The organism is Paenibacillus sp. FSL R7-0333 (assembly GCF_038000365.1).
In the GTDB taxonomy this organism is placed as follows: Bacteria; Bacillota; Bacilli; order Paenibacillales; family Paenibacillaceae; genus Paenibacillus_AQ; species Paenibacillus_AQ silagei.
Genome location: NZ_JBBOBZ010000001.1, coordinates 2164423 through 2189197 on the forward strand (window position 1 = coordinate 2164423; position 24775 = coordinate 2189197).

Below are 24775 nucleotides of genomic sequence, written 5' to 3' on the forward strand. Positions count from 1 at the left end.
CAGCCCTTCCATCCGTCTTTGACGGGGAAGGGCTGTTTTGTGTGCGGCTGAAGCTATAGGCTGCCACGAGAGCATGTGGGTCCAATGTAATCGAAAAACCGACCACATTAGGCCGGCTTGAAGCGAGTGGGCCCAATGTAATCGAAAAACCGACCACATTGGGCCAGTGTGAGGCGAGTGAGCCCAATGTAATCGAAAAACCGACCACATTGGGCCAGCGTGGAGCGGGTAGGCCCAATGTAATCGAAAAACCGACCACATTGGTCCGGCGTGGAGCGAGTGAGCCCAATGTAATCGAAAAACCGACCACATTGGTCTAGCAGAAGGTGGCTCAGCGCTATAGGCGGTATCACCCGCCCGCCAGGGGACGTTGTTCCTGATCATGCTGGCGGCTACTTACTCCCTACTTGCTGCCGGCCTCCCACCGCAGATTCCAGTGGTAACGCTGGTCCAGCTCCTCGTGCCCGCTGAAATACTCTACAAGCCGTTCCACGCTGAAGCTTCCATCTGGCTGGCTGCGGAGCATGGCGATGGCGCACATCCCCTTATCGTTGTTATGCTCGTCCAGCTGCACCTTGATATTCGGCCCGCCCTGCTGGCTGATGGTTATAACAGCGCCGGCTTGTGACCAGTTCGTAACGCCTTCATAGATAAAAGCAAAGATGACGATCCGGCTGATCTCGGACAGGTGATGGCCGTTAATCCGCAGATTCTCGCCTGTAGCGATGGAGCCGGTGCGGTCATCCCCGTCCAGCGAGATGTAAGGCGGGCGGTTCAGGCTTCCGAATGATTCGCCGAGCGCCTGGACCGTACCCTTCAGCCCGTTCTTCAGCTCGAACAGACAGCCCAGATCCAGGTCAATGCCTCTGCTTCCGAACCACCCGGAGGATGGAGTCTGAAGCCAGTTCAGATTGATAAGAATCTCTTCCGAAGTTCCTGCTCCCTGCTGGAGACGGAGGGTCTCCCCGTGCCGCTTGAGAACGATGGTGTCCGGGTTCAAGGGCGAAGCGGAAGGAGCGGGTGGTGCTGCGGGAGGCAAGGAATCGACCGGCTTAGGCCGTGAGCGCAGCTCCGGAAGAACAAAGGGGGAGTTGCGGGCAGGTTCGGCTGTTCTGGAAGCTTGAACAACGGGCAGGATGTCCTTGACCTGTATTCCGTAGCTGTGGCAGAGCGCGGCTAAGCCTCCCGCATAACCGGAGCCGACCGCGCTGAATTTCCATTCGTTCTGATATCTGTAGATCTCCCCTGCCACAATGGCAGTCTCCACGGAATAACCGCCGCCCAGGCGGTACTGGAGGAGCTCCGTTCCATCCGCAGCGTTCATAATGCGCAGATAGGGATCGGAGAGCAGCGAGAAGCTCTGCTGTCTTGATTCCGCCTCATAGATCGTCAGGGCAAAGGCAATCCGCTCAACCTCCGCAGGAATTAGACTAAGCTCTACAGCAATTTGTGTATCGTCAGCGGGTCCGCTATGGACTCGTTGCGCGGGTGGCAATATCACTACAGACTGGTCCGGGGCCGCAGGATTGCCATAGAAAATAAGATCCTTCTCTGTTGCAACCTTCTGCGACGCGGTAAGTAAAAAAACGGAGAAATCAATCTCGACCCCAGCCCTTGCTTCATTCCAGCCCATGCCTACGATGATGCGGCTCATGAGAGGATTGTCTTTGGTTAAGCTGCATTTTTGCCCCTTGATAAGCTCAAGTGTCATGAGAACCAGCCTTTCCTATGAGTAGTTCAAGCATGTATAAGTGCGGGTGGCAGACTCAGAATCTGCCCCGGCTTCCGGCATCCAGATTGGGACCATTCAGATCCGTCAGGCGCTCCAGGGATTGCTCGTAGATCCGTACAATATCCTGTATCTTCTGGAACTCGGGGTCCGAGGGGCCCAGGTTGTCCATGAACATGCGCTGTAGAATTTCTTGGTAAAAGGAGATACGGCTCCCCATCAGCTTGCATTCGTAGTCAATGACCTCTTCAATCGAGTGCTGCTGAACGAATTCCATCAGGTCGTCTGCAGGATTACCGCGTGACTCGCGTTCATTGCGTGCGGCAACCGGCGCGTTGACATTATCCAGATTGACGGTGGAGCGGATATCGGTGAACAGAATCCCTTCCTTGGCCAGCATCACCTGAAATGGCTTGTGCTTGAACAGCTCCTGCGCAACCAGCGTACACATTGCCTGATTCCTCAGCAGCATCCCGTCAAACGGATGTAGCACCCACCCGCTGTCATCCCGGAACAGGTTGAATGTAAAATATTCACCTCCATACTCATATCTCAAGTTGATAGCTGTCTCAGATGTAAGCTCGTATTGAAATGCATCCATTCTATTGCGCGCCTCCTGCTTCTACTTTGGATTTCTATTAGCATAGCAGAAAATGGGGAATCTTGGAGAGAGGATTTTAGCCTAAATGGAAGAACCTCTTGCGCCGCAAGAGGTTCTTCCATTCGTTACCAATCCGTCTTCACGCCAAAGGGGGAAACTGCAGGGTGGCCCGCAGTCCGTGGCCGGCGCTGCTCTCCAGAACAAGCTTGCCCTTATGGGCTTCGGCAATGCGGGCGACCATCGGAAGGCCAAGCCCGTGGCCCTGCCGGACGGGGCGGGTCCGCTTCCCGGAGTAAGGCAGCAGGATCAGCTCCGGCAAGTGCTCCGCCGGAACACCCTGACCATTGTCCGATACGGACAAGGCGAAACAGGAGTCTTCCCCGCTGCGGAGGATGCTAACCACAATCCCGCACCCATCCGGGTTATGCCGGATGCTGTTCTGGACCAGATTGCTTACTGCACGGTAGAGCAGCTTCTCATCGCCCATCACTTGCAGGCGCTCGTCCAAAATGCACAGGTCCAGTGAATAACGCTCCTCCAGGCCGTTATTCATGAAGTCGGATACCACGGTCCGGGCCAGAGCGGATAAGCGTACCGGCTTAAGCTGCAACGGTTGCATGTCATACTCCAGCATAGAGACGAGGTTCAAGTCGCTCACCAGCGACCTTAGCTGCTCGCCTTGACGGCGGATGATGGCAGCCTGCTGGCGTTGCTCTCCGGTCAGGTTGTCTTGTTCCTCCAGATTGCTCGCGTAGCCCAGGATCATCGAGAGCGGGGTGCGGATGTCATGGGAGATCCCGGCGATCCAGTTGGAGCGGGCTTCATCCCGTGATTTCAGCTGCGAGCTCCGGGTCTGCAGGGTAGCGGAAGCCGAATTAATGCTCTCGGACAAATCACTGAAGAGTCCGGCAGTCTCCAGGTTAACCGGCTTGTCTTTGGCCAGGGCATGAATGCTGTTGATCAGGGGCCGGATATTGCGGATCAGCCGGGTGCCGATGAACAAGGAGAGGGCCACGGCCAGTACCACATTGCAGATCAGGAGCAGCAGCACTCTTAAGGGAAGGGAGCGCAGCCAGTCCGTCATGTATCCGAGCTGATATTTTTCATATGAATATTTAGGATAGCCTACGACAATAAGTCCTTCTGGATGCTCCCAGATATACACAGGATATTCCAGCAAGTAGTAGCGTGAGAACTTCGCCACCTCTACGATGTTGTAAGCGTGCGGAATCTCCGGAGGCAGCTGCTCACTCCATGTCACCTTGCCTTCCGCGTTCAGCAGCATAGCCCAGGCCCGGTTCTGCTGAAGCAGGGCACCCCCCTTGGGATTAAGGGAATACTTGCCGTCAGACCCTTGCAGAGCTGATGATATCTCCCGCACAACCTTTTCCGGTGAAGCCTCCTGATGCGTTTCCTTGAAGATCAGGGAACCCAGCAGAATCAGATTGAACAGGAGCAGAAGCGTAGAGACCAGCAGGGTAGAACCTACGAATTTGCGTAAAATACGGACCGCGCTGTCCATTAGAGCGCCTCCTGCACCAAGAGCTTATACCCAAGCCCTCTGACCGTCAGCAATTGTACCGGCTTCGAGGGATCGGCTTCGATCTTCTCGCGGATACGCCGCATATGCACCATTAAGGTATTCTCATACCCGTAGCTGTCATCTCCCCATACCGCCAGGCAGAGAGCATCGCTGGTCACAATCCGGCCGCGGTTCTCATAGAGCTTGATCAGAATGGCGTGCTCTTTAGCCGTCAGAGGCAGCTCCTGGCCGTCTCTTCGTACCACAGCGCTGTTCAGATCCACCACTTGCTCACCTGACCTGAAGACAGGCAGCCGTTCTGGAATCGGCGAGGCATATACCCGCTTCAGCACAGCGCTCAGACGCAGCATTAACTCCCTCGGCAGAAAAGGCTTGACGATATAATCGTCGGCTCCCAGGCCCAGCCCGAGCAAGCGGTCCTCATCTTCGCCCCGTGCCGACAGGAAGAGTACCGGCATATCGGAGAAGGTCCGTATGGCGGAGAGAAGCGAGAACCCGTCCCCGTCCGGCAGCATCACATCCAGAATGGCGATATCCGGCTTTTCCTGGCGGCACATGGCGAGGGCACTGCTATAATCTCCAGCCGCATAGATGCGGTAATATCCTTCTTTTCGTAAAAAGAGCTCGATCATCTCACGTATTTTTGGCTCGTCCTCAACGATCATTATTTTGCGGTTCTTCATGTTATTCAATCGTCATCACCCATGAATTAGTATACACGATCAGGCGGTGAAGAATGGGAGGTACCGGTGTATTTAAGGTAGGCGTAAGGTTATCTTCAGCCTGGAGCAAGAGAAGGCCTCTATGCTAGGAAGCAAGAGCCAACTTGACAGAAATGGAGCTGAACTGAAAACCTATGAACACTCATCCAATTATTGAGACAAGACAATTAACCAAAACCTATGGGGGAACGCCCCGGGTGGATCAAGTAAATCTGAAGGTGCAGCAGGGAGAGATCTTCGGCTTCCTCGGTCCGAATGGAGCAGGGAAGACGACTACGCTCAAGATGCTGCTGGGACTGGTGCAACCCACCCAAGGAACCGTTAAACTGTTCGGCCAAGAGCTGCGGAACCACCGGCTGGAGATTCTGAACCGGACGGGTTCGCTGATTGAGTCGCCTTCCTATTACGGACATCTGACGGGCCTTGAGAATCTGAGAGTCATGCAGCGGCTGCGCAGCCTGCCTGCCAAAAACATTGATAAGGTATTGCAGATTGTCCGGCTGGACAATCACCGGCACAAGCCTGCCGGGCAGTATTCACTCGGAATGAAGCAGCGCCTGGGTCTGGCTATGGCCTTGCTGGCTTTCCCGAGTCTGCTGATTCTGGACGAGCCTACGAATGGGCTAGATCCTGCGGGGATCGGAGAGATCCGGGAGCTGATTAAATCCTTGCCTGCCCAGTATGACATGACGATTGTGGTATCCAGCCACCTGTTGTCGGAGATTGAGCAGACTGCTACCTCGGTTGGCATCATCAGTGACGGCAAGCTGCTGTTCCAGGGGGCCATGGCTGCGCTTCAGGCGCAGAACCGGGCGGCGGTTCACTTTCGGATCAATGATCCCGCCCGGGCAGTCCGGATACTGTCGGAGCACGGGTACAGGCCCATAATGCAGGAGCAGCAGCTGGTGTTCAGCGCCATGCCGGACTCTGAGGTGGCCCGGGTCAATGAGATTCTGGTGTCCGGCCAGATTGCTGTGAGCCGGATCGTGGAGTCGAGGAAGAGTCTGGAGGATATCTTCCTGGATCTCACCGGAAAGGAGCGGAGCCTGTGATGAAAGCCTTGTTCCTGGAATATTACAAAATCCGGCGGAGAAAGGTATGGGCGATGCTGACCCTCTTTCTGGCCGCCGAGCTGGGCTGGGCGGCCATGTCCATGAGCATCTCGATCTCGCGGAGTGCGGACAATGCCACCTGGGAAGCGCTGATTTTCAGCCTCTCGTCGATGAACGGGCTGTTCCTGCCGATTCTGTCGGCGATTGTAGTGTCAAGGATTTGCGACATGGAGCATAAAGGGGATACCTGGAAAATGCTGATGACCACTTCTGTCGGACGCCAGACGGTGTATGCCGCCAAATTCGTCTGTGCCGGAAGTCTGATCCTCTACGGCATTCTGGCCCAGGTTGTTTTTATTACCGGCTTCGGCATGTTCCATAGACTCGCAGAACCGCTTCCGGCAGGCCTGCTGCTGCAGTTCACTGCGGGTACTCTGATCGCCAGTCTGCTGATTATTGCGATGCAGCAATGGATATCGCTGGCGGTGAAGAATCAGGCATTTGCCCTGTGTCTTGGCATGCTGGGCGGGTTCCTGGGGACGACCGCAAGCTTGTTCCCTGCCGCTGTCCGGCAGTTGGTCGTCTGGTCCTATTATCTGGATCTCAGTCCGGTGACTTATGTGTATAAGGCTTCATCAGGAACCTATGTTACCGGAAGCATGCCTCTGATTCAGTTAAGTGCAGCTCTGATACTGACACTGGTTCTGTATGTTGCCGGGAATACCCATGTCTCCAAACAATCGGTCTAAGGAGGAGAATTTATGCTTAGAAGTGTTGCTGCCGAATGGCCCAAGCTGCGCCGCTCGCGGATGGGATTGGTGCTGGTCAGTCTGCCTGTGGTCAGCCTGATGATCGGCTGTGCTAATTTTGTAATGAACCGGGAGGCCTTGCAGGGAGAGTGGTATAGCTTATGGACTCAGGTAAGCTTATTTTATGGAGAGTTCTTCCTGCCGATTCTGATTGCCATCTGCTGCGCCTTTGTCTGCAGGCTGGAGCATGTGAACCGGAACTGGAACATGATCCTGGCTGCTCCAGTATCCATAACCAGTCTCTTTATAGCCAAGCTTGTTATTGTTGGCGTGCTGATTGCGGGAGCGCAGGCGCTATTCCTTCTAATGTACTGGGCAGCAGGACAGATGCTGTCTTTGACGGGGGATTTTCCAATGGACATCATCCTGTGGACCCTGCGCGGCTGGGTGGCTTCGCTGAGTATTGCTGCCCTGCAGCTCGGCTTGTCCATCCGTATCCGCAGCTTTGCCACACCGATCGGAATCAGTCTATGTGCGGTTTTTGTCGGGCTGGGCCTGTATGTGCTCAAGCTGGGGCTGCTGTTCCCATATTCGCTGCTGACCATTGGCATGGGCGTGCTTACCCAGCGCGGACTGACGGCTATGGAGAATCTGCTATTCTTCCTGATGAATGGAGTGTACCTCGTAGTTCTATCGGTCTGGTCGATCCGCAGATTGAGATATAAGGATATAGGCTGATGCGTGGCGGGCAGGTGTAAAAGCATTAAGCAGCAGTAAGCGGAGGCCGGGGGCCTCCGCTTATCTTTTTTTGAAATATAATGTATATGTTTCACGCTATATATTATCCTTCTATTTCTCGCCGAAACGATACCGTCATTTTAAAGGACGGCAAAGCCTTTTCCACTTGTCCTATTTGCTCATATCGTAATCCGGCATTCCAATGGTAGAGAACCACTGACGGATCTGCTCCTGGTCCTTGGAGAAGGTAAGGCCCAGCTGAAGCAGGATTCTTGCCTTTTGCGGGAGTAAATCGCCTGCACCGATGATACCTTTGGCGCCAGTGTCGTATACTGCCCCTGAGCCTGCTCTCGTAGCGCTTACGAATAGAACACCCTTCTCGATAGCCGCCGTACGGGCTGCTTGCTGCGCGGTAGAGATCCCGCCGGCACCATGGCCCGCCGTTACAATCCCTCTAACTCCTTCATTAGCCAAGGCTGTAATGGGCGCAGCGGAGGCTTCTGTATAGCTGTATACAACATCAACCTTAGCCAAATCCTCTGGCTGGATCGTACTGAGATCAAAAGGAGTTTTCCACTTCTCTGTTCCGGCATCCCTGACGCGGGCTGGCGCACGAACCGCACGAATCCGGTTCTCGTCTACCGTTCCCAGAGCGCCGTACCGGCCCCCGTCAAAGGTATCCAGGCGCAGCGCATCCGTCTTGGTAACTTCCCTGGCTGCAAAGAATTCATCATTCATCATCAAAACTGTACCATAGTAACTGGTTTTCTGACTTGCAGCCAGCCGGATGGCATTCAGCAGATTAGCTTCTCCGTCGAAGGAGATCGTATTGGATTGTCGCATGGACCCGGTGAAGATAACGGGCTTCGGGCTGCGGACGGTGAGATCGGTCCAGTAAGCCAACTCTTCCATGATGTTGGTGCCGGTAGTAACAACTACAGCATGAACAGCCGGGTTGGCCAGTTCCTTGTCAATAGCGATGGTAAGGTTGTATAAGTCCTTGGAAGTGGTTTGCGCAGAGCTGATATTGCTTAGCTCTGTACTGGTGACATTGGCTATTTTGGATAGCTCGGGCTGTAGTCTTTGGATAATTTCATTAATGGATACCTTTGGCGTGCCATACGTCTGAAACAGCTCTCTGGAAGGAGAAGTGGAGGTAATGGTTCCTCCGACACCGACCACTACGACATTGGGAATAATTCTCCCGGGTGTGGTGACTTCGGCGGCCTTCGTGATAGAAGGGAAGGATAACATGGTGAAGAGAACCAACAGAGCGGTAAAGAGACTTAGACTTCTTTTGTGCATAAGATTCATAAGTGACCTCCTCTTAATTTGATTTCTGTGTAAGTATATATGACATTTTTCATAATTGTCAAAATGATAATTTTACTTTTATGTAAAATAAATTCATAAATATGCATAAAAATTTAATAAAAATTAATTTTATGTGAATATACAAAACATATAAATGACACATACATTACATATAAGTCCGTAACGATGAGCGATCGCCCATCAGGTGTATAGAGGGAATTTCATCTGGAGCTGCAATTGCCGCACAAAAAGGCCGCCTTCATGTCTGGCCCCTCCTTAAAAAGTGGATGGGGTAAAGCATGAAAAGCGGCCGCTGCTTCACAACCTGCCTGTGGGAATGCGGTTAATCGTCCGGATGCCCATTGCTCATCCAGCTGTCCACACGCAGATCCCCAGTATAATCCTCGCGCGCAGAGATTTCAGCAAGCTTCTGCTCAGCTTCTTCACGAGTGGTGAAGCCGCCGATGACAGCAGCGAAATCACCAGAGGCTGTCTTCAAGAAGGTAACATCGTCATCCAGATAGATCTCTTCCAGGATAGCCAGTGATTCTCCCGGAGGCATTCCTTCACTGCGTACATAGTAGACTTCCTTAGATGCAGGGGCCTTGCCCTCTGCTGTCAGCTTCAGCTCAAGCGTACCCGGATTGCTGTACTCGGTAAGGGTATGGCGGGTACCTTCCTTCAGTTCAACCACGAACCGCATGGCGGAATCATCCAGAATGATATTTCTATACACATCACTGACCAGCGGAGAGGCCAGGATATCCTGCTCCAGCGCATCATAATCGAAGCTGCGGACACCGTTAAAGGTGAAGATCAGACGGTCCGGAGCCTCCCTCTGGTCGACTGTATAGGAAGGTACACTTGCGGCTGTATCGCCTTCCTGATCGAATACAATGCGGACGGTATCCTCTGCAGTAACGGTGCTCACGGCAGCTCCGTCGGTACGCTCGCCTCCAGTCCCGAATTGCAGCACCTTCACGATGCTCCCGACTACGGGAACCTTAGACAGGGCGTTTGCTACATCGGGAATATTAACGACAAGCAGGCAGGCAATGATGGCTGCGGCCAGCGAGCTGTATCGTTTCAGCCGGACTGTTCTTCTCCGGGCCACTGCCTTTCTCTGCGCTGCCTCCAGAATGTCTCCAAGCTGTGCGGGAATTTCAATCTGTGCATAGCGGTCTTTTCCTGTCATATTCCCTCGACCTCCCCATCCTTTAAGTGAGCCTTCAGTTTGCCGATTATCTTGTAGAACCTGGTCTTGACGGTGTTCTCCGGCAGCTCCAGAATGTCCGCCATGTCCCTGAAGCGCAGATCCTCAAAAAATTTCAGGATAATATAAGCCTTCTCTTCGGGCAACAGTCTGTCCAGAGCCTGGTACAGATCCAGCTTCTCTTCCAGTGGAACTGCATGCTCATCCCCAGTATAGCTCTGCGGGTGATCCTCCATGTAAGTCACCCGTTTGTTTCGGTTAAGATGGTCAATAGCGGTGTTGATGACAATCCGGGTCATCCAGGTCTCGAAATACTGCGGTGTCTTCATCCGTCCGAACGCAAGATACCCCTTATAGGTAGCCTCCGAGACAATTTCTAGCGCTTCATGCTCGTTTTTAACATAACAGTAGGCCTTGCGGAACAGGTTGTTCCGGCAGTCTTGAAGCTGTTCAGCGAATGGTTGGTATACTTGCGGCTGGGCTTTCAGTTCTTTCACTCCTTTATTGGATTCTTGAAGCATTTGATTGACCATTAGACCCTCAAGGGGTGAAAATAGTTTCAACATCCTGCAAAAAGAATAAACCTGCGGGCACAGAGCCGCAGGCTGTAGAAGCTTCTCGCTGAAACGGTACCGTCCTTTAAAAGGACGGCAAAGCCGTTTCCATTTGTCCCGAAGGATTACTTTGTCTCCAGATAGGCGATGCCCAGCGCTCCAGTGACCGGATTGCGGTAGGTCTCACACTCCACATCGAAGACCTCGCGGATTAATTCCTTCGTTAGAATATCCTCAGGGGCTCCGCTGGCCGCGACCCGGCCTTCCTTCATGACATACAGATAGTCGCAGTATTCAGCGGCTAGGGTGAGATCATGGAGGGCGGCGAGAATGCCGATATCCAGCTTTCGGACGATATTCAGAATCTGCAGCTGGTATTTGATATCCAGATGGTTGGTCGGTTCGTCCAGGATCATGAATTCCGGCTGCTGGGCCAGCACACGCGCCAGAATGACACGCTGTTTCTCGCCGCCGGATAAGGAGTTATAGCTGCGGCCTGTGTACCCCTCCAGATTGACCTTGCGGAGTGCGGCCGAGACAATGTCAGCGTCCTGCTGGCTGTCGGTTTCCAGCATGCCCTTGTGGGGCGTCCGGCCCATCGCGACCATCTCCCGTACAGTAAAGTCGAAGCTCAGCTCGTTGAACTGGCCGACTACGCCCAGCTTCCGGGCGACAAGCTTCGGGCTGGACTTGATCACATTAAGCTCAGAGAGGAAGACCTCTCCCTGACTGGGCTTGATGACTTTGTAGATGCTTTTGAGCAGCGTCGACTTGCCGCAGCCGTTCGGGCCGATCAGACCGACGAATTGTTTATTTTGAACCCTCAGCGAGACCTCCTGCACAATCTTCGCCTCACCGAAAGAGACGCTTAACCGTTCAACATTCAGATTCATCAGCTTTTCCCTCCGAAGGCGTAGCCTTTTCTAATCAGCATGTACATGAACATCGGCGCTCCAATCAGGGCGGTAATGATCCCGATCGGCAGCTCCACATTCGGGACGATGGTCCGGGCAATGACATCCGTCCAGATCAGGAAGATCGCCCCAAACAGAATCGACGCCGGCAGCAGCCTGCGGTGGTCCGAGCCTACCAGTCCCCGCACCAGATGGGGGATAATCAGTCCCACGAAGCCGATCATCCCGCAGCTGGCTACCATAACGCCGGTAATCAGCGCTGTGAGAATCATGTAGACTCTGCGGTAGGCACCCAGATGAATGCCCAGCGTAACCGCCGCCTCATCTCCTAGCAGCATGGCATTCAGCACACGGAACTGCGAGAGGAACAGGATAACGGCGAGGAGGACGGTGACCGAGATCAGCGGCAGCTTGTCCCAGCTGGAGGCGGCCAGGCTGCCCATTGTCCAGAAGGTCACCGTCTTGATGCCTTCGGCATTGTTGGCGAAATAGACGATAAAGTTGGCAAAAGCGGTACATAGAGCGTTAATGACCATCCCGGCGAGCACCAGCTTGACGGAGGTCATTTTGCCGCCCGCACTGGCAAGTGTGAGGACCAGCAGAGAAGCGCCAACCGCCCCTGCAAAAGCCCAAAAGGCGACTCCCGACTGGCCGAGCAGCCCCATCGAGCCGAAGCCGATCAGGATGGCGAAGGTTGCGCCCAGCGAAGCGCCGGAGGAAATACCGAGTATGTATGGATCAGCCAGGGGATTCTGTACCGCCGCCTGCATGATCGTCCCGCACAGCGTAAGTCCGGCGCCGATGAACATCGCCATCAGGACACGCGGAAAGCGGATTTTCCAGATAATATCAACGAAAGAACCGTTCGTCAGCTCCTGCATATCACCAATCTGGATGCCTGTGATGTGATGAAGCAGAATCCGGTAGGATTGGGAGACAGGAATGTCCACCTGGCCGAAGGAGACCGCAGCCCCGGCAGACAGCAGGGTGATAATGAACAGGACGCCTATAACAGCCATGAAGCCGTAACGGGAATGAATGAGAGATTGCTTAGGCTGTGAAGGTACGGCTAGATCGGTATGCATGACAATAGGAAGGCTCCTTTACATTAAAAGATTAGTATGGACTGACTCATCAGAAGACACTGTGAGCAGAATATCGTAACATGTTTTTAAATATAAAGGATATTGAGAACGATTGTCAATGATAATAATTCTCATTGACATGCTGTCCAACTTTCTATATTCTACGGAGGTATCCCCTGCAAGGCTATGGGCTTAATGCCCTACCCGCAGGATAACTAACATACATACAGAAAAGGGGACTCAAAGAATGAAGAAAATATTCAAACGATATGTACCGCTGCTGGCGGTTCTGGTGATGGCGGTCATGCTGGCGGCTTGTTCTTCCGCTACAGGCAATGAGAAGGACGCGGCGGCAACGGCTGCACCTGCATCGGCCAGTCCCGCAACGGCGGAGACTGCACAGGCTGCGAAGACTGTATATCCGCTCACGATAGAAAACCACACGAATAATGGGGAAGGCACCGAATGGACGGCTAAAGCGCAGACCTTCGATAAGGCTCCTGAGAAGGTAGTAGCGAATACCCAAGGTGCGGCGGAGCTGCTGATTAAGCTGGGGCTTACCGACAAAATGGTCGGAGTAGCGGCTCTCTACGGTGCAGGTGATCCGGCGGTTCAGGAAGAGTTTAAGAAGATTCCTGTGATTTCCCAGGACTATGCCAGCAAAGAGCTGGTTGTAGGCGCAAGTCCGGATCTGGTGATGGGGCGTGGCGGCCTGTTCGCGGATGCGGATTGGGGAGTAGGGACGGTAGGCGGACTCAATGAGCTGGGCATCAAGACCTTCGTGCAGAGCACCAGTCTGCAAGGGGCAACGCTTGACAGCCTGTACAAGGATATTGAACAGCTCGGCCAGATCTTTGATGTGCAGGAGAAGGCCAATGCCTACATCGCAGAGCTGAAGGAGCGTGCGGCGAAGCTGAAGGAGGGGGCGGCAGCCACAGGCGCCAAGACCTTCGCTTATGTATCTGATGGAGGCAACGGCGCAATCGCTGTCTATAGCGGGAACGTGGATACTTTTGCGGGAGATGTGCTGGGACTGCTTGGACTGACCAACAGCTACGCGGATGTGACCGGTGAGATCAGCAAGGAGCAATTAATCGCCACCAACCCGGATGTCCTGCTGATCTCGGTGTACACAGGCGGTATTGATGCTGACCAGTCGATAAAAGCGTTCTATGCCGATCCGTCACTGCAGAGTCTGAAGGCAATCCAGAACAAAGCGATCTATAAGATTGACTTCAACCAGTTCTGGGGATATAGCTATTCCATCTTTGACGGGGCGGAGAAGCTTGAGTCTGAGCTGGCTGCCAGCAAGTAAGACGAAGCTGCCTAATGGTTAATGATAAGCGTTACTTTGTCCATAAGTGCTAATAAACACCTGAAAAACAAGCAGCCTGAGCGGTCACGGTAAAAGTGACGTTTCAGGCTGCTTGTTGGTTTATGCTTGTGCACTCTCATAAATATTCATGACCACCTGCTGGATTGGCAGCTCCTTGACCGAAATATCCGAGAAGCCGTGCTTGCGGGAGATATTCTCCAGAAAATCGCTGATCGAGATGCGGGCGGTGTCCACCTCCAGCGTAACCTGGAAGTCTGACGGCCGCTCAACCACCTTGGTGTAATCGTTGTCGAAGGGGGTGTTCTGCACAGACTCTACAAAGGTAAAGCTGACCTGCTTCTTCTCTCCCAGAAAGACTTTGAGCCGCTGCAGCGAATCATCGAACACCTTCTCGCCATGGTTAATGACGATGACCCGGTGCGCCAGCTCCTCCACATCCTCCAGATCATGGGTAGTAAGGATACAGGTCATATTCAGCTTCTTGTTCATCTGGCGGATGAATTCGCGGATCTTGACCTTGGCGATCACATCCAGCCCGATCGTCGGCTCATCCAGGAACAGGATGTCCGGCTGGTGCAGCATGGCCATGACGAATTCGCATTTCATGCGTTCGCCCAGCGACAGCACCCGGGTAGGCTTCTCAATGACCTGGGAGATTTCCAGCAGCGCCGCGAGCTCCTCCAGCCGATGATTGAAATCCGGGGTGGAGATTCCGTAGATGGCCTTGTTCATATTGAAGCTGTCGACGGGCGGAATATCCCAGATGAGCTGGGATTTCTGGCCGAAGACAGCTCCGATTTTACCGACATACCGCTTCCGGTCACGGGCCGGGGAATAGCCGAGGACCGAAATCTCCCCGCTTGTCGGGTAGAGTGCGCCGCAGAGCATTTTGATGGTCGTCGATTTGCCGGCCCCGTTAGGCCCCAGCATGCCGCAGATTTCGCCCTGCTCAATGGCAAAGCTGATATCGTTCACAGCCTGGACCGAGACTTCTTCACGCTTGAAGAAGCTCCTGAAGGTCTGCCCCATGCCTGCGCCCCGCTTATAAGTGGTGTATGTCTTCGTTAAATGCTTCACATCTATAACCGGCATCAGCCGCCAACCCCCTCATATAATCTGATCATGTGCCGGTAGACCCAAATGCCTGCCCAGAGAAAGACAAAGCAGGGCAGTATCGCTGCAAAATCACTGGCTCCTACCCGGCCAAGCAGCGCCGAGGCCGGGAGGAAGCCGACCATGCCCACTGGAATGATCATCGTCGCTGCCGCCTGCACCGCCTTCGGGAAGATCGGCAGCGGATACTTGCCGACACTCAGTACACTGTCTGCCAGTTCAGAAATCCGCGAATTACCGACCCATTTGAAAGACATCGCCGCCATCATCAGTGATAATCCGGCCAGGACTGCCGTTCCGGCGAAGAACATGCCTGCGAATTGCAGCCAGGCTAAGGCCGGAATCGCGCCTACATGCCAGGCGGAGAACACGAATAACGCCGCGCCGCCCAGGAACAGCCCGGCACTTTCGGTGGAGAAGGTCGTAGCCACAAGGTAGAACAGCGGATTCAGCGGCTTAAGCAGCACTACCTCGAAGCTGCCCTCCCGGACATGCGACATGGTGGTCCACATGACCCCTCCGAAGACAAGGCTGGAGAGGCCGCTGGACATCGTGAATACGGACTGGATCAACAAGACCTCGTATAAGCTCCAGCCGGGGAAGCTGGTGCCTGCCCGGTAGATCAGCAGGGTCACCAGCGGAAACAGTATATTACCGATGAGGGTAATCAGACTGCTGACGATGAAGTTCATCCTATAAGCCGAAGCCGTCTGCACGGCGGAGTACATGCACTGCTTGTATACATCTACATACCTTTTCATGTCAAGAATGTTCCTTTCTTCGGGGCATTCATTCACGCGCCGACCGCGGTAAACTGCTTCATGGCCCGGCGGCGGACCAGCTCATTGCACCCGAACATTACCAGCACAGCCGCTCCCTGCATGCCGACAGCCTCCGGGATGGATAACTCCAGGCCGCCGAGTGAATAATGGCCGGTGAACACCATGGCAGGCATATAAGCAATGTATTGAAATGGCAGGAACAACTGGGTCACCTGCAGCCAGTGCGGGAAGAAATCCAGCGGAATGAGCGCACCTGAGAAAATCCCCGACACCAGCATGAACGCGCTACGTATGCCCCCTGACTGCACCAGCCAGAAGGAGGTGAGGCCAATCGTATAGTTGACATAGAAATTCATCAGAAAAGCGAGCAGCACGGACACTATGGTCCACGGCAGGCTTGCCGGCCGCATATCGATGCCGAAGATAAAGATAAAAATCAGCAGGCACGGCAGAAATTCAAACACGAAGCCGAGGAAGCGGTGTCCGAGCTTCTGGAACAGCGCGAAGGAACGGTGATCGACCGGACGCAGATGGAAGGTCAGAAACTTGCCGGTGCGGACAAGCATCGACAGATTCCAGTCGGCGAAATCCATGATCAGGTAGCCAATCAGCGCCGTTGCCCCGAAGTAGCGGATCATTTGCTGGAGATCAAGCCCGCCCAGTGTAGCCTGCCCTCCATAGACTGCGGTCCAGATGAAATATTGCACCATGAAATAGACAGGACCGACGATTACGGACACCAGGGAGTGGGTGCGGTAGGCACTCCACTCCTTATAGGTTACCGCCGCTACGGAGCGGCAGATCCTCCAGTTATGCTTGAGACGGTTCATCAGATCACGCCTGACCAGATAATATTGGTGACATTGAACAACGCCTCCGCGTACCAGTTATCGTCCTTGAACGGCACGAACCATACCGCAGCAAGCTGCTCGGCAGGGTCCATCACCATACAGCAGGCTCCGGCTCCTTCATGGAAATAACTGCCCTCGGAGTAAAAGAAGGCGGGACCCTTCCGCATATCCAGTCCAATGCCGTAGCTCCGGTCTTTGACATCATTGCCCCAACAGTAGTCGGGAACCCCGTAGAGTGTACGGGTGGTGAGCTTCTCGACGGCTTTGCGGCCGAGAATGCGGGTCTCGCCCAGTCGGCCCATGCCCAGCAGCATGTTGGCGAAGCGGATCAGGTCAGCCGGTGTGGAGGACAGCCCTCCGCCGGTGCTGGATACCGTCTCCCACAGCTTTTCTGCAGCAGAGACCTCGGGCTGGATGCCTTGGGCCAGCTCATTCAACTGCTTCTCCCGCATTTCGTTGCGGATAATGAAGCGCCCCGCCAGCTCCGACGTCGGCTCCCACATCGTATCCCTCATGCCGAGCGGCTTCAGGATGTTCTCCTCTATGTACTGCTCGGCGGTAACGCCAGTCACCTTCTTGATAATCTCGCCAAGAATACAGAAGCCGAAGGAGCAGTATTGCCATTCCTCGCCTACCTTCTTATTCACGCCGCAGCTCAGCGCGGCGGTGATCCAGTCCGGCTCCCCGTCCTCCGGCCTGTAGCTGTCGAAGTATTCGCCGATGAGCTGCCAATAGCTTTTGTGATAGGGAATCATGCTGCCCGCGCAGTCGGGGAACAGGCCGGAGGTATGGGTAAGCAGGCTGTAGATATCGATTTTGGCAAAAGGCTCCACGTTAAACGGTTTCAGAAAAGTGCCGACGGGAAGGTCCAGCCGGAGCACGCCATCCTCCACAAGCTTGGCTATGGCCACGGAGGTAATGGCTTTGGTGATTGAAGCAATTCTATGAACGGTAGTCGGCAACAACGGCTCCGTCCGCTCTTCGCGGTAGGAGAGGGGGCCGATGGCGCCGTGCATGAACGTCTTGCCGTATCTGGATATACAATATGAGGCGGCTTGAATCTTTTTGTCATCGATCAGTTGCTGGAAGTGGGTATGCAATACCCCGATTCTTGTAGCGTCATAATTCACCTCTGCCGGTGAGCAGTCGGTAATGCCTGGAGTGTACAGCATAAAGGTATATGCCTCCTCGAAGGTTGTGGCGCTGAGCGAACCAGCTATGCCCAGGGAAATACGCCCAGGCTTCAGTATATCTTCCATATAGTGTTAGTTACAATGGGGAGTTTGGTTTATAACCAATTTCTCCGGCTCAAAAAGAGGGGTGAACAGGACAAATAGAGAAATAAAAGCATGATAAATATTTCACAGAACGGAAGGACAATGAATCACATCATGACAACAAAGCTGTTAACCAAAAGTATTACGTTCATGCAAGCCCTGGCCCTGGTGGTCGGGATGATTATCGGATCGGGGATTTTTTTGAAGCCCGGAATTGTATTGAATAATGCGGGTAGCCCGTGGATGAGTATTCTGGCCTGGGGTGTTGGAGGGATCATTACCCTGGCTTCGGCGCTTAGTGTGGCGGAGATCGCTGCGGCCATTCCGAAGTCGGGAGGCCTATATACTTATTTAAGTGAATTGTACGGAGGGATATTCGGCTATCTGCTCGGCTGGGTGCAGGCGGTGATCTCTTATCCGGCTTCTGTGGCGGCGCTTGCTATTGCTTTTGCTACCTATTCCGGTTACTTTCTGCCGCTGAATGCATGGCAGCAGAAGCTGCTTGCCGTGGGCATTCTGGGCTTCATTCTGTTGATGAATGTTATAGCGACGAAGTTCGGCGGGATCATTCAGACGGTGGCCACGGTTGGAAAGCTGATTCCGGTGGCGGGCATTGTGGGCGTCGGACTGTTCTCGGATCTGGCTCCCGGCTTCGGCGGCATCGGTACAGCGGCTGCGGGTGCAGGCTTCGGGGCTGCAGTGCTCGGCACACTCTGGGCTTATGACGGCTGGATCAGCGTAACCAATATGGCGGGAGAGATCAAAGACCCGGCCAGGACGCTGCCGAAGGTCATTTCGATCGGTGTTATTTTTGTCATCGCCGTGTATGTATTGTTCAATATTGCGGTGTTCCAGGCGCTGCCCTATGACCAGATTGTGTCGTCCCTGACTCCGGGTGCCGATGCAGCAGAGGCGCTGTTCGGTAGCGGCGGCGGAGCCTTTATTACGGCAGGCATTATTGTCTCTGTGCTGGGTGCACTGAACGGTTATCTCATGACCGCAGCACGGGTGCCGCAGGCGATGGGGGAGCGGGGACAGCTTCCGTTCTCCCGGGTGCTGAGCAGCATTCATCCAAAGTTCCAGACACCGGCGAATGCGCTTGTTTTTCAGAGTATACTGGCCGTGATCTATATCTTCTCCGGGACCTTCAATACGCTGACCGATCTGCTGGTGTTTGTCCTGTGGATCTTCTTCACGATGGGCGTGTTCGGCGTATTCATTCTGCGCAGGAAGCTGCCGCGCGAGCAGGGCCGCTACCGTGTGCCGCTCTATCCGTTCACCCCGATTCTCGGCGTAGCAGGAGGACTCTATATTCTGGCCAGCACGATCATCAGTGATCCGCTGCGCTCACTTATAGGGATAGGCATCACGCTTGCCGGACTCCCCGTGTATGTGGTGATGATGCGGAAGAATCGCGTGTAGACAGCTGTTCATAGCCGGGTGTGAGAAACTTTTAATAAAACAGTTGACAGCGCCCGTTCAAAAAAGTATACTATGAAAGTACTTTTGAGCGGACGCAGTCAGCTTAGAGATCATCGTCTAGAAGAATCATACATAGACACCATACGGACTCTTAGCTCAGTTGGTAGAGCAGTAGACTCTTAATCTATTTGTCCAGGGTTCGAGCCCCTGAGAGTCCATCCCTTAAAAAACGGCAGAAATGCCGTTTTTTTGCTGTACAGGAAATTATAATTCCTCCTGTTGTGGACAAGGTGAGTCTACATTTGTAGAAAAGAGCTCTTTGAATGATTCGTAGAGTGACTTGGTTGCTGAATGGGGCTGAAGGGTCGCCGAGAGAGCAGGAGTGTATCTAATTTCATCGGTAAAAGGCTGAATGTATGCTAAAAACCGAGTACAAACGGCTGGTACAGCGGTATATAGGCCAAATGTATGTGGAAAACAGCATACATTCTGTTCACATGCAGGCGCGTGGGCCAAATGAGGAGCACTAATGCATCTCATTCGGCCCAATCGCAGGTTAAATCAGCAAATCAGGTACACTAGTGCTAGTCCGTGGATAGCAAGCCCATCCGAACGCCGTTACATATGCTCCGCAAGCTGCACCTCGAAGCCGTCCGGGTCCAGGATATAGAAGAAGCGGAGGCTGGGATTCGGCGCGATGGGGCCGCGGGCTACCGGGATTCCTTCCTTGCTAAGCTCCGCCATAGCCTCGTCCAGCGACCCGACCTCGAACCCTACAGACACTCCGCATTCCGGCTTCAACGGCGGATCACTTCCCTCTATGAGCTCAAGCTTGGGCTGCCCCTCTATCCCCAGCATGACGATCTGTTTCCCTCTGCTCTCGAATCTGCGCTCCACAGGAAGCCCTAGAATCCGTTGATAGAAATCAAGGGAGGCCTCCAGATTGCGTACCCTGAGTGTAATCCAATTCATCGTGAGCTCCATCATAATCCATCCTTTGCTGTATATTTCAATTGCTGCTAAGATAAGCTATCCGCATATTTTAACATATTCGATCAGGAGGTTATAACAATGAACATAACAACTATAGAAGCTGGCGGCACGATCATCGCTGTAGTGAGCGGCAACGAAGCCGTGGTGTCTGATGTCCAGAGTGCACTGGATCTTATGGCAACGGTACGCTATGAGACCGACTGTGACCGGATCGTGATCCATAAGGCGCTGCTGAGCGAGGAGTTCTTCGACCTAAAGACTCGGCTGGCCGGTGAGATTTTGCAGAAGTTCATTAACTATCAGGTGAAGGTAGCGGTAGCGGGTGATTTCAGCAGCTATACCAGCCGCAGTCTGCGTGATTTCATCTATGAATGCAACCAGGGGAAGGATATATTTTTCGTAGCGGATGAGCAGCATGCGGTTGAGCGGTTGAGTCGGGTCTAGAATTTCGTAGCGTCAGAGCAGGAGACTCCAATTCGTTAGTCCGGCCTCTATACAACCGGTAGTGGAACCGGAAACCCCGGATATGATAAGCTCATGGAATCAGGGCAGCCCTGAACCAAGGAGGGAAAAGTTATGAGCAGCTTAATATCAGGTGAGGTCTATTCCGGGTTTGAAGTCATACGCAAGGAGTACATACGGGAAATCGAATCCTCCGTATACACGCTGGAGCATCAGCAGAGTGGCGCACGGCTGCTCTATGTACAGAATCAGGATGACAATAAGGTGTTCAGTGTCACGTTCCGGACTCCGCCTGCGGACAGCACGGGAGTGTTTCACATTCTGGAGCATTCGGTCCTCTGCGGCTCCGGCAAATTCCCGGTAAAGGAACCGTTCGTGGAGCTGCTGAAGGGCTCGATGAAGACGTTCCTGAACGCTTTTACCTTTGGCGACAAAACGATGTATCCGGTAGCCAGCCAGAATGACCAGGATTTCGCCAATCTGATGGAGGTCTATCTGGACAGCGTCTTTCAGCCGAATATCTACAGTCAGCCGGAGATCTTCGAGCAGGAGGGCTGGCACTATGAGCTGCCGCATTCCGGAGATGAGCTGATCTACAAGGGCGTTGTCTACAATGAGATGAAGGGCTCGTATTCCTCGCCGGTGACGGTGCTGATTGACCGGATCAAAAAATCGCTCTACCCGGGTACGATCTACCGTCACTCCTCCGGCGGTGATCCGCAGCATATCCCTGCATTGACCTATGAACAGTTTCTGGAGGCGCACCGGAATTATTATCACCCCTCGAACAGTTATTTCTATCTCTATGGCGACCTGAATATCGAAGCACGGCTGCAGTTTATCCATGAGGAATACCTCAGCCGCTATACCCGCAAGGCTATGGATACTTCGATTGCACTACAGGCATCGACCGGCATGACCCAGCTTACGGCGGAGTATCCCATTCTGGAGACGGAAACGGCTGCCGACAAGACATACTTGAGCTTGAATTATGTAATGGGCACCTCTTTGGACCGGGAGCTCAATCTGGCCTTTGCCATTCTGAAAAGCATGCTGATGGACAGCAACGCCGCCCCGCTGAAGCAAGCGCTGCTGGAGAGCGGCCTTGGCAAGGATGTGGTTGCTTTTTATTCGGATAGCATGGCTCAGCCTATGCTGGGTATTGCACTGACGCATTCCAACCCCGGTGTCAAGGAAGAATTCGTGAATCTCGTCAGAGCTACCTTAAGCCGCCTTGCAGCGGACGGACTGGACGAGAAGCTGGTGCTGGCTGCGGTGAACAGCAAGGAATTTGAACTGCGGGAAGCCGATTTCAGCCAATATCCGAAGGGTCTCACCTACAACATGGAAGTGATGAAGGCCTGGCTGTATGACGGCTTGCCGTCCACGTATCTGGAGTATGAAGCAGCGATTACGGCGATCCGTGAGCAAAGTGGCGAGCGGTATTTCGAGCGCCTGATTGAGACCTACCTGCTGAACAGTAACCACTGTAGTGTCGTTGTCCTCCAGCCCTCTCAGACTCTTGCGGGGGAAAAGGATGCGGCCACCCGCAGCCGTCTGGCGTCATACAAAGCGTCTTTGGCCCCGGCACAGCTGGATGAGCTGGTGCTTAGCACGCAGAAGCTGCTGGCCCGGCAGAACACTCCAGACCCCGCAGAGGAGCTGGAGAAGCTGCCGAAGCTGACCCTCCAGGATGTTAACCCTATTGCCCCGGCCGGGGTACCCACAGTGGAGGTTGCGCTGGGCGGGATTAAGGTGCTGCATCATGAAGTGGCTGCCGGTGCCATCGCCTATATCAAGCTGTACTGGGACACCAGCGTGCTTGCCGCGCAGCAGATTCCTTATCTGGAGCTGCTGGCGAGGGTGCTCGGACAGCTGGAGACGGAAGCCTACAGTATTGAGGAGCTGACCAGTGAGATCGGGATTACTACGGGCGGCATCCGTTTTCAGAATGAGGTGTTCGGAGCCGGGAAGTCTGCGGAAGGAAGCTATCAGGCCAAATTCAGCGCGAGGATCAAGGTCATGCAGGGCAACATCGGCGGTTCCCTGAAGCTGCTGCATGAGCTGCTCTACGGCAGCAATCTGGATAACCTGTCCAAGCTGCAGGAGATTGTCCGCCGGGAAGCCTCCGGGATGGAAGCGACGCTGACCCAGAAAGGCAATGAGATTGCAGCCAGCCGGGTGCTGTCCTACTTCTCGGATCGGGGGATGTACGAAGAGCAGCTTAGCGGCGTGGCGTATTACCGCTTCATCAAGGAGCTGGCCCGCACCATTGACCAGCAGGCTGAGGGGCTTGCAGATACCTTGAAGGAAATCTGCGGGCTGTTGTTCAATACGCAGAATCTGACGCTCTCCATCACCGGTACGGCGGATTCGTACGCGGAATTCGCCGCACATGTGCAGGAGCTGAACCTGAGCAGACGGGTAGTAGAGTCCCAGCCGCTCTTATCAGCACAGGGGCAGGCGGTCAACGAAGGCTTCATGTCCGCGAGCCAGGTACAGTATGTAGTCAAAGGTTATGACTATAAGAAGCTGGGCTTCGCCTATTCTGGCAAGCTGCAGGTGCTCAAGAAGATCCTCAGCCTGACCTACCTGTGGAATACGGTCCGGGTCAAGGGCGGTGCGTATGGCGGCAATCTGCTTTTGCGCCGCGACGGGGTACTCCTGTTCACTTCCTACCGCGATCCGAACCTGCTGGAGACGCTGGAGGTCTATGACCGGGCTTCCTTGTTTGCCGGAGATTATGCAGCAGATGAAGCGGAGATGGAGAGGGCGATTATCGGGACCCTGGCCATGCTGGACCAGCCGCTGAGTCCCGGTGCTTCAGGCCGTCAGGCGGACCGGCATTATTTCGAGCAGATTACGGCGGAAGACCTTCAGCAGGAGCGTAATGAAATCCTGTCGGCCACAGCCGGGGATATCAGGAGCTATGCCAGTCTGCTTGAGGCGGTAACGCAGCAGAATTACTTCTGTGTCGTCGGAGGCGAATCCAAGCTGAAATCAGCCTCCAGCGCCTTTGGCAGCCTGGAGGAGCTGGTGAAATAAGCGGAAGCGGCTACGATTAGCCAGCTAACATACAATAGGGTGCCTCAAGAGCTGTTGACACAGCCGGGGCGCCCTGTTTGCTGCGGGTTAAAGTTTTCTTTGAATATTTGACTATTTAGTTTTAGAATATAAAGATTACTGACTTCTAGGAGGAACAATGCGTGGAACTTGGAATAAGCACCTTTGTCGAGACAACGCCTGATGTGAATACCGGAGTGACTCTAAGCCATGCGGAGCGGCTGCGCGAAGTGGTGGAGGAGATCGTGCTTGCGGATCAGGTGGGACTGGATGTATACGGCGTGGGTGAGCATCACCGGCCTGATTTTGCAGCTTCATCGCCTGCTGTGCTAATGGCGGCGGCTGTACCGCTGACGACCCGAATCCGCCTGACCAGTGCAGTCATGATTCTGTCCTCAGCCGATCCGGTGCGGGTATTTCAGGATTTCGCAACACTGGACGGAATATCGGGCGGCCGTGCCGAGATTATGGTGGGCCGGGGCTCGTTCACCGAATCGTTTCCTCTATTCGGCTATGATCTGAAGGACTACGAAGAGCTGTTTGACGAGAAGCTGGACCTGCTGCTCAAGCTGCGGGAGCCCGGCAAGGTGAACTGGAGCGGCAAGCACCGTCCGGCCATAACGAATCTGGAGATCTATCCGCGTCCGGAGCAGAATCCGCTGCCGGTATGGATTGCGAGTGCGGGAACTCCGGAGTCTGCGGTCCGTGCGGGTACCCTGGGCCTGCCCTTTGCTCTGGCGATTATCGGCAATGTGAATCCTTCCGATTATGCCATGCATGTACGGCTCTATAAGGAGGCAGCGGCCAAGGCCGGTCATGATGTGTCCAAGCTTCCGATTGCCTCACACTCTCATGGTTATGTTGCGGAGACGGACGAGCTTGCGGTAGAGGGCTTCTTCCCGTCTACACATGCGCGGACGAATATCCGGGCGGTGGAGAAAGGGCTGCCTTCGTATCAACGTGCGGATTACGATGCTGCCCGCAGCTTTGACGGGGCTCTATATGTGGGCGACCCGGACACAGTTGCCCGCAAAATCATCCACCTCTACGAGCATGTAGGGATCACCCGCTTCCTGCTGCATGTCCCGCACGGCTCCATGCCGCATGCTCAGGTAATGCAGGCCATCCGTCTCTTCGGGACAGAGGTAGCGCCTAGGGTGCGGGAGGGAATTAAGCGGTTGAAGCAAGTCGAATGACGTTACGAGCTTAGGCAACAGTTAACAGCCCCCGTGCCTTATGGCTCGGGGGCTTAAGTCTGCCAA

Annotated in this window: 22 protein-coding genes and 1 tRNA gene; 9 read left to right on the top strand and 14 right to left on the bottom strand. The window is 54.1% G+C overall.

All coding sequences use genetic code 11. From position 1 onward, the window contains the following. Nucleotides 1-403 precede the first annotated feature (403 nt). The 4 genes from MKY86_RS08925 to MKY86_RS08940 form a co-directional block, all read right to left on the bottom strand. Entirely contained in the window at nt 404-1711 is a 1308-nt protein-coding gene (locus MKY86_RS08925) for a TerD family protein (RefSeq protein ID WP_076085108.1), read from the bottom strand. 55 nt (nt 1712-1766) lie between these two features. Then, nucleotides 1767-2330: a hypothetical protein gene (locus MKY86_RS08930; RefSeq protein WP_076085105.1), complete on the bottom strand. Its 564-nt coding sequence runs from the start codon at nt 2328-2330 to the stop codon at nt 1767-1769. Between the two features lie 139 nt (nt 2331-2469). After that, complete coding sequence (locus MKY86_RS08935; protein ID WP_076085102.1) at nt 2470-3852, bottom strand: sensor histidine kinase; 1383 nt, start codon at nt 3850-3852, stop codon at nt 2470-2472. Further along, nucleotides 3852-4565: a response regulator transcription factor gene (locus tag MKY86_RS08940; RefSeq protein WP_076085099.1), complete on the bottom strand. Its 714-nt coding sequence runs from the start codon at nt 4563-4565 to the stop codon at nt 3852-3854. Before MKY86_RS08940 ends, MKY86_RS08935 begins: the two co-directional genes overlap by 1 nt. A gap of 164 nt (nt 4566-4729) precedes the next feature. Here MKY86_RS08940 and MKY86_RS08945 point away from each other — a divergent pair, with 164 nt between their 5' ends. Genes MKY86_RS08945 through MKY86_RS08955 form a run of 3 tightly spaced genes read left to right on the top strand, consistent with a single transcriptional unit; the run spans nt 4730 to nt 7134 of the window. Further along, a complete protein-coding gene (locus MKY86_RS08945; protein ID WP_076085096.1) occupies nt 4730-5647 on the top strand; it encodes an ABC transporter ATP-binding protein in 918 nt (305 codons plus the stop codon). Next, nucleotides 5644-6396: an ABC transporter permease gene (locus tag MKY86_RS08950; RefSeq protein WP_076085093.1), complete on the top strand. Its 753-nt coding sequence runs from the start codon at nt 5644-5646 to the stop codon at nt 6394-6396. Before MKY86_RS08945 ends, MKY86_RS08950 begins: the two co-directional genes overlap by 4 nt. Nucleotides 6397-6408: 12 nt before the next feature. Further along, nucleotides 6409-7134, top strand: a complete 726-nt coding sequence (locus tag MKY86_RS08955) for an ABC transporter permease (RefSeq protein WP_076085090.1) — start codon at nt 6409-6411, stop codon at nt 7132-7134. A 171-nt stretch (nt 7135-7305) separates the two neighbouring features. Here the strand turns inward: MKY86_RS08955 and MKY86_RS08960 are convergent, their stop codons facing one another. From MKY86_RS08960 to MKY86_RS08980, 5 genes are all read right to left on the bottom strand, one after another. Beyond that, nucleotides 7306-8448 (bottom strand): asparaginase, encoded by a 1143-nt coding sequence (locus MKY86_RS08960; protein WP_076085087.1) that lies wholly within the window; start codon nt 8446-8448, stop codon nt 7306-7308. A 343-nt stretch (nt 8449-8791) separates the two neighbouring features. Next, nucleotides 8792-9643, bottom strand: coding sequence for a hypothetical protein (locus tag MKY86_RS08965; RefSeq protein WP_076085084.1), 852 nt, complete (start codon nt 9641-9643; stop codon nt 8792-8794). Continuing rightward, nucleotides 9640-10194, bottom strand: coding sequence for a sigma-70 family RNA polymerase sigma factor (locus MKY86_RS08970; RefSeq protein ID WP_340826716.1), 555 nt, complete (start codon nt 10192-10194; stop codon nt 9640-9642). Before MKY86_RS08970 ends, MKY86_RS08965 begins: the two co-directional genes overlap by 4 nt. Nucleotides 10195-10340: 146 nt before the next feature. Then, entirely contained in the window at nt 10341-11108 is a 768-nt protein-coding gene (locus MKY86_RS08975; protein WP_076085081.1) for an ABC transporter ATP-binding protein, read from the bottom strand. Further along, nucleotides 11108-12214 (bottom strand): FecCD family ABC transporter permease, encoded by a 1107-nt coding sequence (locus MKY86_RS08980; RefSeq protein WP_076085078.1) that lies wholly within the window; start codon nt 12212-12214, stop codon nt 11108-11110. Before MKY86_RS08980 ends, MKY86_RS08975 begins: the two co-directional genes overlap by 1 nt. 247 nt (nt 12215-12461) lie before the next feature. On the opposite strand from MKY86_RS08980, the gene MKY86_RS08985 reads away from it, so the two are divergent. After that, the gene (locus MKY86_RS08985; protein WP_076085075.1) at nt 12462-13529 is read left to right on the top strand and encodes an ABC transporter substrate-binding protein; all 1068 of its coding nucleotides are present in this window, start codon (nt 12462-12464) and stop codon (nt 13527-13529) included. A gap of 120 nt (nt 13530-13649) precedes the next feature. Here the strand turns inward: MKY86_RS08985 and MKY86_RS08990 are convergent, their stop codons facing one another. The 4 genes from MKY86_RS08990 to MKY86_RS09005 are packed head-to-tail and all read right to left on the bottom strand — an operon-like array spanning nt 13650 to nt 17468. After that, nucleotides 13650-14642: an ABC transporter ATP-binding protein gene (locus MKY86_RS08990; RefSeq protein WP_076085073.1), complete on the bottom strand. Its 993-nt coding sequence runs from the start codon at nt 14640-14642 to the stop codon at nt 13650-13652. Then, a complete protein-coding gene (locus MKY86_RS08995) occupies nt 14642-15424 on the bottom strand; it encodes an ABC transporter permease (protein ID WP_076085070.1) in 783 nt (260 codons plus the stop codon). Before MKY86_RS08995 ends, MKY86_RS08990 begins: the two co-directional genes overlap by 1 nt. Before the next feature lie 32 nt (nt 15425-15456). Continuing rightward, on the bottom strand, nt 15457-16275 hold the full coding sequence (locus MKY86_RS09000; protein WP_076085067.1) for an ABC transporter permease: 819 nt from the start codon (nt 16273-16275) through the stop codon (nt 15457-15459). Continuing rightward, nucleotides 16275-17468 carry a serine hydrolase domain-containing protein gene (locus MKY86_RS09005; protein WP_076085064.1) on the bottom strand — a complete coding sequence of 398 codons (1194 nt, stop codon included), beginning with the start codon at nt 17466-17468 and terminating at the stop codon, nt 16275-16277. Before MKY86_RS09005 ends, MKY86_RS09000 begins: the two co-directional genes overlap by 1 nt. Nucleotides 17469-17687: 219 nt before the next feature. On the opposite strand from MKY86_RS09005, the gene MKY86_RS09010 reads away from it, so the two are divergent. Then, nucleotides 17688-18995 (top strand): APC family permease, encoded by a 1308-nt coding sequence (locus tag MKY86_RS09010; protein WP_076085158.1) that lies wholly within the window; start codon nt 17688-17690, stop codon nt 18993-18995. A 145-nt stretch (nt 18996-19140) separates the two neighbouring features. Next, a tRNA-Lys gene (locus MKY86_RS09015) sits at nt 19141-19213 on the top strand. A gap of 400 nt (nt 19214-19613) precedes the next feature. On the opposite strand, the gene MKY86_RS09020 is transcribed toward MKY86_RS09015, so the two are convergent. Continuing rightward, the gene (locus MKY86_RS09020; protein ID WP_340826717.1) at nt 19614-19967 is read right to left on the bottom strand and encodes a VOC family protein; all 354 of its coding nucleotides are present in this window, start codon (nt 19965-19967) and stop codon (nt 19614-19616) included. A 99-nt stretch (nt 19968-20066) separates the two neighbouring features. On the opposite strand from MKY86_RS09020, the gene MKY86_RS09025 reads away from it, so the two are divergent. The 3 genes from MKY86_RS09025 (at nt 20067) to MKY86_RS09035 (ending at nt 24709) form a co-directional block, all read left to right on the top strand. Beyond that, nucleotides 20067-20432, top strand: coding sequence for a DUF4180 domain-containing protein (locus tag MKY86_RS09025; protein WP_076086799.1), 366 nt, complete (start codon nt 20067-20069; stop codon nt 20430-20432). 132 nt (nt 20433-20564) lie between these two features. Next, nucleotides 20565-23495 (top strand): insulinase family protein, encoded by a 2931-nt coding sequence (locus MKY86_RS09030; protein WP_076086796.1) that lies wholly within the window; start codon nt 20565-20567, stop codon nt 23493-23495. A 161-nt stretch (nt 23496-23656) separates the two neighbouring features. Then, complete coding sequence (locus tag MKY86_RS09035; RefSeq protein WP_076086793.1) at nt 23657-24709, top strand: LLM class flavin-dependent oxidoreductase; 1053 nt, start codon at nt 23657-23659, stop codon at nt 24707-24709. The last annotated feature ends 66 nt before the right edge of the window (nt 24710-24775 follow it).

Coding starts and splice junctions, on each gene's coding strand:
- MKY86_RS08995 (WP_076085070.1), bottom strand. CDS start 15,424: ATGAAAAGGTATGTAGATGTATACAAGCAGTGCATGTACTCCGCCGTG.
- MKY86_RS08955 (WP_076085090.1), top strand. CDS start 6,409: ATGCTTAGAAGTGTTGCTGCCGAATGGCCCAAGCTGCGCCGCTCGCGG.
- MKY86_RS08965 (WP_076085084.1), bottom strand. CDS start 9,643: ATGACAGGAAAAGACCGCTATGCACAGATTGAAATTCCCGCACAGCTT.
- MKY86_RS08980 (WP_076085078.1), bottom strand. CDS start 12,214: ATGCATACCGATCTAGCCGTACCTTCACAGCCTAAGCAATCTCTCATT.
- MKY86_RS08930 (WP_076085105.1), bottom strand. CDS start 2,330: ATGGATGCATTTCAATACGAGCTTACATCTGAGACAGCTATCAACTTG.
- MKY86_RS08935 (WP_076085102.1), bottom strand. CDS start 3,852: ATGGACAGCGCGGTCCGTATTTTACGCAAATTCGTAGGTTCTACCCTG.
- MKY86_RS09030 (WP_076086796.1), top strand. CDS start 20,565: ATGAGCAGCTTAATATCAGGTGAGGTCTATTCCGGGTTTGAAGTCATA.
- MKY86_RS08975 (WP_076085081.1), bottom strand. CDS start 11,108: ATGAATCTGAATGTTGAACGGTTAAGCGTCTCTTTCGGTGAGGCGAAG.
- MKY86_RS08970 (WP_340826716.1), bottom strand. CDS start 10,194: ATGGTCAATCAAATGCTTCAAGAATCCAATAAAGGAGTGAAAGAACTG.
- MKY86_RS09025 (WP_076086799.1), top strand. CDS start 20,067: ATGAACATAACAACTATAGAAGCTGGCGGCACGATCATCGCTGTAGTG.
- MKY86_RS08945 (WP_076085096.1), top strand. CDS start 4,730: ATGAACACTCATCCAATTATTGAGACAAGACAATTAACCAAAACCTAT.
- MKY86_RS09010 (WP_076085158.1), top strand. CDS start 17,688: ATGACAACAAAGCTGTTAACCAAAAGTATTACGTTCATGCAAGCCCTG.
- MKY86_RS09020 (WP_340826717.1), bottom strand. CDS start 19,967: ATGAATTGGATTACACTCAGGGTACGCAATCTGGAGGCCTCCCTTGAT.
- MKY86_RS09000 (WP_076085067.1), bottom strand. CDS start 16,275: ATGAACCGTCTCAAGCATAACTGGAGGATCTGCCGCTCCGTAGCGGCG.
- MKY86_RS08990 (WP_076085073.1), bottom strand. CDS start 14,642: ATGCCGGTTATAGATGTGAAGCATTTAACGAAGACATACACCACTTAT.
- MKY86_RS08925 (WP_076085108.1), bottom strand. CDS start 1,711: ATGACACTTGAGCTTATCAAGGGGCAAAAATGCAGCTTAACCAAAGAC.
- MKY86_RS08985 (WP_076085075.1), top strand. CDS start 12,462: ATGAAGAAAATATTCAAACGATATGTACCGCTGCTGGCGGTTCTGGTG.
- MKY86_RS08960 (WP_076085087.1), bottom strand. CDS start 8,448: ATGAATCTTATGCACAAAAGAAGTCTAAGTCTCTTTACCGCTCTGTTG.
- MKY86_RS09005 (WP_076085064.1), bottom strand. CDS start 17,468: ATGCTGTACACTCCAGGCATTACCGACTGCTCACCGGCAGAGGTGAAT.